Annotated in this window: 10 protein-coding genes; 4 read left to right on the forward strand and 6 right to left on the reverse strand. The window is 61.1% G+C overall.

The features are described 5' to 3' along the window. The first annotated feature begins 12 nt into the window (after positions 1-12). Together fabI and AEQ63_RS05010 are read left to right on the forward strand one after the other, a co-directional pair. The gene (gene fabI, locus AEQ63_RS05005; RefSeq protein WP_003202751.1) at positions 13-807 is read left to right on the forward strand and encodes an enoyl-ACP reductase FabI; all 795 of its coding nucleotides are present in this window, start codon (positions 13-15) and stop codon (positions 805-807) included. Between the two features lie 470 nt (positions 808-1277). Next, positions 1278-4079 (forward strand): hypothetical protein, encoded by a 2802-nt coding sequence (locus tag AEQ63_RS05010; protein WP_161806064.1) that lies wholly within the window; start codon positions 1278-1280, stop codon positions 4077-4079. Between the two features lie 147 nt (positions 4080-4226). Here the strand turns inward: AEQ63_RS05010 and AEQ63_RS05015 are convergent, their stop codons facing one another. The 4 genes from AEQ63_RS05015 to AEQ63_RS05030 are packed head-to-tail and all read right to left on the reverse strand — an operon-like array spanning position 4227 to position 8464. Then, positions 4227-5189 carry a sensor domain-containing diguanylate cyclase gene (locus AEQ63_RS05015; protein ID WP_064362011.1) on the reverse strand — a complete coding sequence of 321 codons (963 nt, stop codon included), beginning with the start codon at positions 5187-5189 and terminating at the stop codon, positions 4227-4229. Between the two features lie 54 nt (positions 5190-5243). Continuing rightward, on the reverse strand, positions 5244-5822 hold the full coding sequence (locus AEQ63_RS05020; RefSeq protein ID WP_064362012.1) for a hypothetical protein: 579 nt from the start codon (positions 5820-5822) through the stop codon (positions 5244-5246). 1 nt (position 5823) lies between these two features. After that, the gene (locus tag AEQ63_RS05025) at positions 5824-7986 is read right to left on the reverse strand and encodes a xanthine dehydrogenase family protein molybdopterin-binding subunit (protein WP_064362013.1); all 2163 of its coding nucleotides are present in this window, start codon (positions 7984-7986) and stop codon (positions 5824-5826) included. Positions 7987-8008: 22 nt separating this feature from the next. Next, positions 8009-8464, reverse strand: coding sequence for a (2Fe-2S)-binding protein (locus AEQ63_RS05030; RefSeq protein WP_042609542.1), 456 nt, complete (start codon positions 8462-8464; stop codon positions 8009-8011). A gap of 248 nt (positions 8465-8712) precedes the next feature. Here AEQ63_RS05030 and AEQ63_RS05035 point away from each other — a divergent pair, with 248 nt between their 5' ends. Then, entirely contained in the window at positions 8713-9543 is an 831-nt protein-coding gene (locus tag AEQ63_RS05035) for an alpha/beta fold hydrolase (RefSeq protein ID WP_039763251.1), read from the forward strand. A gap of 148 nt (positions 9544-9691) precedes the next feature. On the opposite strand, the gene AEQ63_RS05040 is transcribed toward AEQ63_RS05035, so the two are convergent. Continuing rightward, positions 9692-10084, reverse strand: a complete 393-nt coding sequence (locus AEQ63_RS05040) for a GFA family protein (RefSeq protein WP_064362014.1) — start codon at positions 10082-10084, stop codon at positions 9692-9694. 218 nt (positions 10085-10302) lie between these two features. On the opposite strand from AEQ63_RS05040, the gene AEQ63_RS05045 reads away from it, so the two are divergent. Then, positions 10303-11136: a helix-turn-helix transcriptional regulator gene (locus tag AEQ63_RS05045; protein ID WP_064362015.1), complete on the forward strand. Its 834-nt coding sequence runs from the start codon at positions 10303-10305 to the stop codon at positions 11134-11136. A gap of 141 nt (positions 11137-11277) precedes the next feature. On the opposite strand, the gene AEQ63_RS05050 is transcribed toward AEQ63_RS05045, so the two are convergent. Beyond that, positions 11278-11865: a LysE family translocator gene (locus tag AEQ63_RS05050; protein WP_064362016.1), complete on the reverse strand. Its 588-nt coding sequence runs from the start codon at positions 11863-11865 to the stop codon at positions 11278-11280. Between the last annotated feature and the right edge of the window lie 95 nt (positions 11866-11960).

Consider the following 11960-nt stretch of genomic DNA (forward strand, 5'->3'; position numbering starts at 1 on the left):
GAGGAGCAACACATGGGTTTTCTCGCCGGTAAGCGCGTACTGATCGTCGGTGTCGCCAGCAAGCTGTCCATCGCATCCGGCATCGCTGCCGCCATGCATCGCGAGGGCGCTGAGCTTGCCTTCACTTATCAGAACGACAAACTCAAGGGTCGCGTCGAAGAATTCGCACAAGGCTGGGGTTCGAGCCCTGAGCTGTGCTTCCCGTGCGACGTGGCCAGCGATGAAGAAATCGCCAAGGTCTTCGAAGAACTGAGCAAGAAGTGGGACGGCCTGGACTGCATCGTGCATTCCGTCGGCTTCGCACCGGGCGACCAACTGGACGGCGACTTCACCGAAGCCACCACCCGTGAAGGTTTCCGCATCGCTCACGACATCAGCGCCTACAGCTTCGTGGCGCTGGCCAAGGCCGGTCGCGAAATGATGAAAGGCCGCAACGGCAGCCTGCTGACCCTGTCGTACCTGGGCGCCGAGCGCACCATGCCGAACTACAACGTGATGGGCATGGCCAAGGCTTCGCTGGAAGCCGGCGTCCGTTACCTGGCCGGTTCCCTGGGCCCGGACGGCACCCGCGTCAACTGCGTGTCGGCTGGCCCGATTCGCACCCTGGCCGCTTCCGGCATCAAGAACTTCCGCAAGATGCTGGCCGCCAACGAAGCGCAGACTCCGCTGCGCCGCAACGTCACCATCGAAGAAGTCGGCAACGCGGGCGCCTTCCTGTGCTCCGACCTGGCGTCGGGCATCAGCGGTGAAATCATGTACGTCGACGGCGGTTTCAACACCACCGCCATGGGCAACATCGAAGAGTGATCTTCGTGTAGTCAGGAAAAACCCGCCGCATCCGGCGGGTTTTTTTATGCCTGCGGAAAAACTCATCGCACTACATATGTACCGCCAGCCACCGCGCCCCTCCTTCGATACTCGTCGCTTGATGCTTATCAACCGCCTGGGAGGCGCAGATGAACGACACACCGGTACATATACAGACGCTGATCCAGAACCTTATTGCCGAGTTGACTGAAGTCCCGGTGGTCACGCCCGAGACCCCGTCGCGCACCCTCGAAGTCCCCCGCGGCTGCCTGCTGCGCGAATGGATGGAGCTGTACTGGACAGCCCTCGAACGCCCGGAATTTCTCGACTGGGCCAGCCGTTTCCACATCGATCTGGATACGCTGCGTCTGAAGGGCGACACACTGCAGGCGAGCACACAATCGAACGGCGCCACCCGCGTGCGTACATTCACCCTGGACGATGATTCCGGCTGGTGGCAAATGGCGCCATTGCTGCTGTCGATCTCACAGCGCATCGATTCGTCAGGCCTGGGTCTGCCTTACATAGGTGGCAAGTCTGCCAACCCGCTGTACCGATTCCCTCGTGAAGTGGTCCTGGCGTTTTACGGCTATCCGGAACCGCAGAACCAGGCGCAGGCAAAAGTGATCGTCGCCGAGTTGAAGACCCGTGGCTTGCCCGCAATGGATGAGCAAGGCCATACCACCTCAGCGGTCGTCAGCGAACGCAACGGGCAACTGGAAGATTTCCAGCGCATCGCGACGAAAATCGATGAGGTGGTAACCGACAGCGATCCGTTCGAGCAACGAGGTCTTGCCGATGCGCTGGTATCGCTCAAGTCCTCCTCCGCTTCCTCTACCTCCGCCGGTGCGGCGCTCAAAATCGGCGAGCTGTTGACGCGCTATGGCATGCCAGTTCCGGAGAATGCGGCCGACGCCCGCTCACTGGCGCAGGATTTGCGCCGGCACACATGGCCCGCGTTGCCCTATGTCAGTGATTATGTGCAGACCGGCGACCCCATTCGCAGCTATCGCGAAAGCTTTGCCGATCTCGAAGACGGCAGGCATATCGTTCGGCGCCTGATAGCGCTGAGCTGGAACAAGGCACCCACGGCCCGAATCGATTACGAGGAATTCAGCGAGCCCCATCCGGACTCTGCGCTGGCAGAGTGGATTGCGCTCGGCCAGCGTGGATTGCAGGTCTTGAGTGCCAACCCTGATTTTCAGGCCATCCTGCGGCAGCAAGGCCTGCCCATCGACAGTCCACTGCTCTTGAGCGAATCCGGTCACGTCGGCACGGCCAGCCCGCAAGGCTGGGTAACGCTCACCGCACAGGTGGAAAAGCACTCGGATCTGAAGCTCTATCGCGACCAGCTCAAAGCCAAGGCAAGCAAAGCTGGCGGGGTCTTGCGCTCGGACGGCAACGTCACGCTCGGGCAGATACTGCGCTTCTACGATCTCCCTTTGCCGAAAACTGTCGAGCAAGCCCTCGCCCTGGCGAAATGGTACAGAGTCAATCTGCACATGAGTCCCGGGCTTATGAACCACTGGTACCTGTTAGGTCAGCCCTGGACTCAAACGGAGCGGTTCACGGCGCAACAACGTCAAAGCATCATCGACACCACGCAATCGTATTTGCCCGAGGGCTCGCCGCCGTTGATCGATTACCTCAGTGAGGGAATCGACACCGATCTGCCGCTCAATACGCTCAAGGCAAAAGCCGACTACTTGATCGGTTGCATCCTGATCACGCCACGCGCCCGGACGCTGGGCAATCAATTAGTAAAGAGCCTGGGGGCAGCGGCGCACAAGAAACGCCTTCTGGCCACCAACCGCGACCGTCTGTTGCTCGCAGCATTGATTCTCAGCCTGGAGCCGAGCGCCGGCGAGGACTTGAACCGAATCGTCGCCCAGCGTCTGGAAGGCCATGATTTCTGGGGCGACAGTTATGAGGAAGTGCGCCGGTTCATTGATCGCCAGCCCCAACTCGTCGGGGTCAAGAACAAGACACTGGCGACCCACCTGTTACTGTCCGGTATAGCGCCGGAGTTTCTGATACGTGACATTCCGGGGTCACTTTCTTACATGAGTTGTCTGGAGTGGGTAAGGTTCAAGCAAGTCGTGCTGTATATCGAAAGCCGCCTGCCGGGCGTGGCACGCTTGATGACCTACGAGCAACTGAGCCAACTGACGAAAGGCCCGGCACCGGCGGACTTCTACACGTTTCTGCGCGAGGACTCCTGTGCCTCGGTCGTTGTCGACTGGGCGGTCGCAAGAGGTGCGATCCAGCGTGATGAGGAATGCGCAGTGACCGTTTATGACAGCGCGACGCTGAAGCAGGCCGATGTGGTCTTTCGCAATCACAATCGTCTGCTATCGGGTTTTTATCGCCGGGCCTTCCTGTCGACAGCGCCTACGCCCGCCACTATTGCCCTGACGGATCTGCGCAAGGCCTTCGCTGATAACCCACACCTGACCGCGAAGGTGCTGTTCGTCCCCGCTTTGAACGCTGAAACATCGGTAACGCATTACTCCCTGAGCGATCTGCATATCGCCGGCAAGCTGACAGGCGACATGCAGGAATGGCAATCGAGCAATCAGCAGCTGCAATTGGCGCCCATGATTGCGTCGTTGCCCAGGCTGCACAACGTAGCCAGCTTCTTCCATGCGGCACTGACTGCGCGCTTGAAGCAAATGAAGGATGCGCATATCGCGTTTCTGAAGGAGGCGTTTTGTCGTTTACCGTTCGCGCAACGAGTCGACATCGAGGACCACGAGCTGGAATTGCTTGCCGTGCGGCCGGTATCGGCGGCCACGGACAAGCCTGATGTCGCCAAAACCGCAGCGTTCGGCGTGCTGGCGCTGCTGCATGGCCGGCCAGCCAGGGTATTCGAGATCTTCACCTGCAGGGATGAAGTGGTGTTGCGCCGTGATATCGATATCAGCCTGCTCAAGCCATCGCTGGCAAAAGAGGCGGCGAAATCGCTGCCCCTCGATGCCGAAGCCTACCGGAACGGTACCCTGCCCCGCGCAAATGCCACCTGCAAAGCATTTCTCACCCGCCTCGAAATCCAAGGCGCACCGCTGGAAGAACAACCACGCACCGCAGTGCCCGATACGTTTTCGTCGAACAAGGTCGACGCCATCGCCAGGACGGCAGTACGTCACCTGTTCGAAGCTTATGAAGCGACAGCCTTGCAAGAGGCGCTCGTTGCACCTGATCTCAAGGATGCTGAAGCCTGCCACGAGAAATGGCTGGGGTTTTATCAGAAGCTGAGCCCACCGAAACGCTGAGTCCTGGCGGGCGTTGCGGAAACTCAACACCAGCAAATCCTGTAGGAGTGAGCCCGCTCGCGATAGCGTTCTGTCTGTGACTGCACACGCTGCCTGGCACACCGCTATCGCGAGCAGGCTCACTCCGACAGATGAATTGCGCCCGCGCTAACAGCCTTTCAACGCCTGCTTGTGCGCATACATCGCGCCATCCGCATCGGCCAGCAGCCGGTCCACGGTTTCGTGTCGCGCGGGATCGTATTCGATCTGGCCGACGCTGAAGCGAATCGCATAACCGCGGTGCAGCGTGGCGTTGCGCTCTTCAAGGATTTCCTTGAGCCGCGCCATGATGCGTGTGGTTTCGACGTGACTCGATCCGGTCAGCAACGCGACGAACTCATCGCCACCCAGGCGCCCGACCACATCGCTTTCGCGAAAGGCAATGCGCAACACATCGGCGAAGGTTTTCAGCGCGCTGTCGCCTTCGGCATGGCCATACAGGTCATTGATCTGCTTGAAGTCATTCAGGTCGAAAAACAGCAGCGTCGCCGGCCGGTTCAGACGCACACATGCATCCAGCGCATGCTGGGCCAGTTGCTTGAAACCGCGGCGATTGGACAGCAACGTCAACTCATCCATGCTCGCCATCTGCACCGCCGTCAGCTCTTGCTCGGCCATCTCCGCAAGGTCGCGCAACAAGGCGCGCTCCTCGTCGTCGAGGTTGCGGGGTTTGGTATCGATCAGGCACAAGGTGCCCAACTTGTTGCCGTCCGGCACGGTCAGCGGATAACCGGCGTAAAAGCGAATATTCGGCGCGCCGGTGACCAGCGGATTGTCATGAAAACGCAGATCTTCCCGCGCATCGGGCACCAGCATCAGTTCGTTCTGCAAAATCGCATGGCCGCAGAACGAGACATCGCGCGACGTCTCGCTGACATCCAGCCCCACACAGGACTTGAACCACTGGCGATCCTTGTCGATCAGCGTGACCAGAGCAATCGGCACATTGAACAAGCGCTTGGCCAGACGCGTCAGGCGATCGAAACGCTCTTCAGGCGCCGCGTCGAGGTTGAGGCCGTGCAGCGCGTCGATCCGTGCAGCTTCATTGGCAGGTTTTCCGGGCACCAGCATGCGCACACTCCGTAGACAGACTTGCCCTCAGCGTAGCGCTAAATCGCCGGGGCTTCACATTTGCGCCACCGGACACGGTCCGCCGGCATCAGCCCAGAGCTTGAATTGCTCGACGAAAATATCGTGCGGCACCGGCACCGGTGCGCGCCCTGCTCCGGGATTCCAGCCCCAGAGCACCAGTTTGTCTTCGCTGACGTGTTTTAACAGGGCGGCGAAATCGCGATCGCCGTTGCTCGCGCGGTCCTTGATCATCGCGCAGAGCTTGTCTGACGGCAGGCCAATCCAGGCCATTTTGTGTGCCGCCGGTGGCAGGCTCCAGTGCGGCGCGCCTGGCGGTGCATGGGGGCCGTAACTGGCCGGCGGATTGCTTTCGGCATGGCAGGTGGCGCAAGGCAAACCGGCGGCGCCCTTGCCGTCCATGCCGCGCACCACATTCATCGCGTGAGGGAGACCGGCGTCGAACTGCAACGGCGAATCGCCGGGAATGTGACAGTTCTGGCAGCGCGGGCTCTGGAAGACTTTCTGCACCGTGCCGAACGCTTTCAATGCCTGCTGACCCTCGGCAAACAGGTCCGAGGCGTAGCCACCAAGGCCCAGTAAAACGACGGTGCCCAACACCAGATGTCGTTTCATCTCACACCCCCGACAGTTGCAGTGGCAGTTCGCGCAGACGTTGCCCGGTCAGGGCAAACACCGCGTTGGCCACCGCCGGCGCGGTCGGTGGCACGCCGGGCTCGCCGATGCCGCCGGGTTTTTCGCTGCTGGAGACGATGTGCACTTCGACCACCGGCATTTCGTTGAGCCGCAACACCTGATAATCGTGGTAGTTGGACTGCACGACGCCGCCGTCCTTCACGGTGAGCTTGCTGTGCAGGGCCATGCCGAGGCCGAAGGTGATGCACGATTCCATCTGCGCGGCGATGCTCTGCGGATTCACTGCAATGCCGCAGTCCACCGCGCAGACCACCCGATGCACGCGGATCGCCAGATTGTCCTGCGACACCTCGGCAACCTGCGCCACGTAGCTGCCGAACGACTCGTGCACCGCCACGCCGAGGGCATGCCCGGCGGGTAGCGCCGCGCCCCAGTTGGCCTTCTCCACCGCCAGGTTGAGCACGCCGAGATGCCGCGGATGCGCCTTGAGCAGCGTTCGCCGGTACTCCACCGGATCCTTGCCTGCCGCCGTGGCCAGTTCATCGATCAGCGATTCCATGACGAACCCCGTGTGGGTGTGGCCCACCGAACGCAGCCACAGCACGTTGATGCCGGTCTGCGGCGAATGCAGGTCGACCTGGTGATGAGGCAGATCCTTGATGTACGGACTGTCAGCCACACCCTCGACCGAGGTCGCATCGATGCCATTCTTGACCATTGCCGCCTCGAGCATCGTTCCGGTCATGATCGATTGCCCGACCAGCACATGCTGCCAGCTCAGCGGCAGGCCATCGGCACCCAGCCCGACCTGAGCCTTGTGCAAGTACATCGAGCGGTAATAGCCGCCGCGAATGTCATCCTCGCGCGCCCACACGGTTTTCACCGGCAGGCCTGCCGCTTTGGCGACTTGCACGGCTTCGGCGACGAAGTCCGAGGTCGGATTGGCGCGGCGACCGAAGCCACCGCCGAGGAATTCCGTGTGAATCTCGACCTGCTCAGGCTTGAGCCCGGTGATCTTGCTGGCGACCATCTGGTCGAGGGTCTGGAACTGCGTGCCGGTCCAGCTTTCGCACTTGCCGGCGCTGATTTTCACCGTGCAGTTGAGCGGTTCCATCGGCGCGTGGGCCAGATACGGCACGCTGTACTCGACCTCGATTTTCTTCGCTGCCTTGGCGAAATTGGCCTTGGCGTCCCCGGCCTGCGTGGCGGAAGTGCCCGGGGTTGCCGCGAGTTTGCGGAAGCTTTCCAGCAGTTTTTCGCTGCTCATGTCGGCCAGCGGGCCCAAATCCCAATCGACCTTCAGCGCATCGCGCCCCAGCTTCGCCGCCCAGAAATGCTCGGCCACCACCGCCACCCCGCTGGGCACCTGCAGCACCTTGTGCACACCGGGAACCGCCAGCGCTGCGGCGCCTTCGAAGGATTTGACCGTGGCGCCGAACACCGGCGCGCGGGCGACCATCGCGGTCATCAGGCCCTCGAACTGCACATCCATGCCGAACTTGGCGCGGCCGGTGATTTTTTCCGGGGTGTCGAGCCGCTTGGTCGGTTTACCGATGACCTTCCAGTCCTTGGCCTCCTTGAAGGTGATGGTTTTCGGATCCGGCACCGGCAGCTGCCCGGCGGCATCGGCCAGTTCGCCATAGGTCGCGCGCTGGTCCCCGGCGATCACCACGCCGGACTCAGTGCGAATCGTCGAAGGCGCGACGTCGAAGCGTTTCGCCGCCGCTTCCACCAGCATCTGCCGCGCCGTCGCCCCGGCCAGTCGGTAGCGGTCGAATTCCATCCAGGTCGAGGTCGAGCCACCGGTGATCTGCATGCCGCCGAACGCCGGCAAACCGTAATCCGCCGCCGAGGCTGGCGAGTGCTCGACGCGAATTTTCGACCAATCGGCGTCCAGTTCCTCGGCAATCAGCATGGTCAGGCCGGTCCAGATGCCCTGGCCCATTTCCGAATGGCCCAGCAGCACCGTAACGCTGTTGTCCGCCGCGATGCGCAGGAACGCATTGGGCGCGAATGTCTTGTTCTGATCCTCTGCTGCGCGGGCGAAGCGATTGGCCCCGGGCACCACAAACGCCACCATCAGGCCGCCACCCAGCACGGCGCTGCCCTTGAGAAATCCCCTACGCGATAGCGGACTGTTCATCGTTCATCTCCCACAGAATGGATCAGCCGATTTCGGCGGCGCGTTTGACCGCTGCGCGAATGCGCGGATAGGTGCCGCAGCGGCAGATATTGCCGGAGAGCGCCTGATCGATATCGCTGTCGGTGGGGTTGGGAATTTTCGCCAGCAACGCGGCGGCGGACATGATCTGCCCGGACTGGCAGTAACCGCACTGGACCACGTCGAGTTCTGCCCAGGCCTGCTGCACCGGGTGCGAACCATCGGTGGACAAGCCTTCGATGGTGAGGATTTTCTGCCCGTGGGCGACGGCAGTCGCCGGGGTGATACAGGAGCGTAATGGCGCGCCGTCAACGTGCACGGTGCACGCGCCGCACTGGGCCATGCCACAGCCGAACTTGGTGCCGGTCAGGTGCGCGACATCGCGCAGAACCCAGAGCAGCGGCATGTCGGCGGGGACATCGAGCTCCTGATCCTTGCCATTGATATTCAAGGTCAGCATCGGGTGATTTCCTCAGGCTTATGGTGTTGCGCAGGGGCATCGCTGTGGCCGCAGAAACCTGCGCACGCCCGCGCTTATCCCTTTCAGCAAAGCCTAAATTACGCTTGAAGCCAGACGTTATGACCAGCGGTCATGCAGACCGTGGCGTTGCTCCTACAGTTGATAACGGCTCGCACTCAGTCGACGTATCTCTGCGCAACCGGTCCGCGAGCCTCGCGGTTGTCCATCACAGGTCAGGAGTAACGAATATGGGCTTTGTCACCACTCGAGACGGCGTCGACATCTTCTACAAGGACTGGGGCCCGCGCGACGCCCCGGTGATCCACTTCCACCATGGCTGGCCGCTCAGCTCGGACGACTGGGACGCGCAGATGCTGTTTTTTCTCGCGCAGGGCTTTCGGGTGATTGCCCATGATCGGCGGGGACACGGGCGCTCAAGTCAGGTCTGGGACGGCCACGACATGGACCACTACGCCGACGATGTGCTGGCCGTGGTCAATCATCTGGGTACGAGCAACGTTGTCCACGTCGGCCATTCCACCGGCGGCGGCGAGGTCATCCATTACATCGCCCGGCATGGTCAGGACAAGGTCAGCAAAGCGGTGTTGATCAGCGCGGTGCCACCGTTGATGGTGCAGACCGAAAGCAACCCGGGTGGCTTGCCGAAATCGGTGTTCGACGGCTTTCAGGCGCAGTTGGCGGCGAATCGCGCGCAGTTTTATCGCGATGTGCCGAGCGGGCCTTTTTATGGCTATAACCGCCCCGGGGCCGAGCCGTCGGAAGGGATCATCGCCAACTGGTGGCGGCAAGGCATGATCGGCGGCGCCAAGGCGCACTACGACGGCATCGTCGCCTTTTCGCAAACCGACTTCACCGAGGATCTGAAAAAAGTCACGGTGCCGGTTCTGGTGATGCATGGCGAGGACGACCAGATCGTGCCTTATGCCAACTCCGGACCGTTGTCGGCGAAACTGCTGCCCAACGGCACGCTGAAGTCGTATCCGGGTTTTCCGCATGGCATGCCGACGACGCAGGCTGAGACCATCAATGCGGATTTGCTGGCGTTTATCCGCGGGTAATATCACGAACGTACGCGATCCCCTGTAGGAGTGAGCCTGCTCGCGATAGCGGTATGCCAGTCACTATCGAATTGACTGATCCACCGCTATCGCGAGCAGGCTCACTCCTACAGGGATCGTCGGTGTGCGCGAGATGGGGATAAGTCCTCTACCCCTCTCCGCGCCCCTTGCCTTCACGATCACCACGGTAGTGCCTGGCCAACGGAAAATCCGGCAGCCATGATTCACGCCGCACAATCCAGCTCTCATAGGTCGGCTTTAACTGATCCGGCGCATCCAGCGCGCCGAGGTTGACCTCGACCTCATCACCACTGCGATTGAACACCGACGAGCCACAGCGCGGGCAAAAGTGCCGCCCCTGGTAGTCATGGGTTTCGCCGGTAATCGTCACCGCGTCTTGAGGAAAAATCGCCGAGGCATGAAACAACGCGCCGTGCACCTTGCGACAGTCAAGGCAATGGCACAGCCCGACGCGATAAGGCTCGCCCGTGACCTGAAAACGCACAGCGCCGCACAGGCAGCCGCCAGTGAATGTCTTCATGGTTTAGCTCCTTCGCACTTTTGATAAACACAATCCAGATAGGCTTCGAAGAACCGCAGTGTTACGCCATCCAGCCTATTGCAGCTTGCATCATTGCTTTCGACCTGCCGAGGGGGATTGCTGCAGATGTCGCAAGATACGGACAACGCGCAAATCGCGACGGGCATTCGCCGGCCAGAGCTAATACACTCAAGCGCTGACCTGCCGGGACGATCACGATGAAACACGCTGCTGCGAAGAACCCCGAGAAAGCCCCGCGTTTCTGGCGCGACGACGCCCTGCCTTTCATTGAGGCGCGAGCCATCGCTGATGGTCGCGAGGTCTGTTATGCGCGGCATTCCCACGCGCACTTTTCCATCGGCGCGATCACCGCCGGGCGCAGCACCTATGTGCATGAGCAAGCGCAGTTCGCGGTGGCGGCCGGCACCGTGGTGCTGATGAATCCCGGCGATGTGCATGCCTGTAATCCGATCGACGATCAGCCGTGGTCGTATGTGATGTTGTATGTCGAAACGCCGTGGCTGACGGATTTGCAGCACCAGTTGGGGTTTGCGGCGGAGCTGGAATTCCGGCGTTTTTCGGACACGCACCTGGCTGATGCCGAGCTGTTCGGCAGGTTGATGGGGTTGTATGAGGTGTTGGTCGACGAACAGTTGGAGGCGCTGGCGAAACACAGCGCGGCGGTGGAGTTTTTCGGTGATTTGCAACTGCGCCTGAATCCGGCTGATCAGCCTGTACGTGAGCCGAACTTCAAGCTGGAACGCGCCGCTGATTTCATTCGTGCACATTGCACCGAAGTGCTCAGCCTCGAGGCGATTTGCGCGGCGGCGCAGTTGTCGCCGTCGTACCTGATTCGCGCGTTCAAGCAGCGTTACGGAATGACACCCCATGCCTTTTTGGTCAATCAGCGCATCCAGTTCGCCCGCGAACGCTTGCGCCGCGGCCAGTTGATTGCCGATGTCGCGCTCCAGGCCGGATTTGCCGATCAGGCGCATTTTCAGCGAGCGTTCAAACAGCATCTGGCGGCAACGCCGGGCCAGTATCGCGGCTGAACCCAATCTCTGCTAACACACAAATCCCCTGTAGGAGTGAGCCTGCTCGCGATAGCGGTGTGCCATCCAGCACTGCATTGACTGATCCACCGCTATCGCGAGCAGGCTCACTCCTACAGGGTCTTGTGATCGACAGGTCAATCAGGTGATCAGGAGATAAACCGCGCTCAACGCCAGCAACAACGCCATCAAGCGATTGAACCAGCGCATCCCCGCCGCGTTGCTCAGATAGCCACGCAAGAACGTCCCGGCATACACCCAGCACCCCACCGACAGATAGCAGATCACCAGATACACCGCCGCAAATTGCCAGACCAGCCGCGCCTCGCCGTCGGCGACAAAGGCGCCCATGCCGGCCACGCAAGCAAGCCAGGCCTTGGGATTAAGCCATTGCATCACCGCGCCATAGAGCATCGACGGCGCGCGGCCGGACTCGCTGGCGTGCAACTGGCCGTCATCGCTGGCGAGTTTCCACGCCATGAACAGCAGAAACGCCACCCCGGCCCACTGCACCACGCGAGTCATGAACGGCCACAATTGCAGGACTTCATGCAGGCCCAGCCCCATCAGCACCAGCAACAGCACAAACCCCAGCGTCGCCCCTGCAACATGTCGCTGACTGGCACGAAAGCCGTACTGCGCGCCAGAGCTCAAGGCGACGATATTGACCGGCCCAGGGGTGATGGAAGCGGCCAGGGCAAACGCCGCCATGGAAAGAATCAGACTCATTGCACACCTGCTTCAAATCGAGGAACGAGGTGGCTACGGTAACGAGCGGGGGATTTGCGGTATTGAAGAAAATGACCCTGAGGATGCGAATCTTC

This window comes from Pseudomonas sp. RIT-PI-o, assembly GCF_001297215.1.
In the GTDB taxonomy this organism is placed as follows: domain Bacteria; phylum Pseudomonadota; class Gammaproteobacteria; order Pseudomonadales; family Pseudomonadaceae; genus Aquipseudomonas; species Aquipseudomonas moraviensis_A.

Coding starts and splice junctions, on each gene's coding strand:
- AEQ63_RS05020 (WP_064362012.1), bottom strand. CDS start 5,822: ATGAAACGACATCTGGTGTTGGGCACCGTCGTTTTACTGGGCCTTGGT.
- fabI (WP_003202751.1), top strand. CDS start 13: ATGGGTTTTCTCGCCGGTAAGCGCGTACTGATCGTCGGTGTCGCCAGC.
- AEQ63_RS05045 (WP_064362015.1), top strand. CDS start 10,303: ATGAAACACGCTGCTGCGAAGAACCCCGAGAAAGCCCCGCGTTTCTGG.
- AEQ63_RS05050 (WP_064362016.1), bottom strand. CDS start 11,865: ATGAGTCTGATTCTTTCCATGGCGGCGTTTGCCCTGGCCGCTTCCATC.
- AEQ63_RS05040 (WP_064362014.1), bottom strand. CDS start 10,084: ATGAAGACATTCACTGGCGGCTGCCTGTGCGGCGCTGTGCGTTTTCAG.
- AEQ63_RS05025 (WP_064362013.1), bottom strand. CDS start 7,986: ATGAACAGTCCGCTATCGCGTAGGGGATTTCTCAAGGGCAGCGCCGTG.
- AEQ63_RS05015 (WP_064362011.1), bottom strand. CDS start 5,189: ATGCTGGTGCCCGGAAAACCTGCCAATGAAGCTGCACGGATCGACGCG.
- AEQ63_RS05035 (WP_039763251.1), top strand. CDS start 8,713: ATGGGCTTTGTCACCACTCGAGACGGCGTCGACATCTTCTACAAGGAC.
- AEQ63_RS05030 (WP_042609542.1), bottom strand. CDS start 8,464: ATGCTGACCTTGAATATCAATGGCAAGGATCAGGAGCTCGATGTCCCC.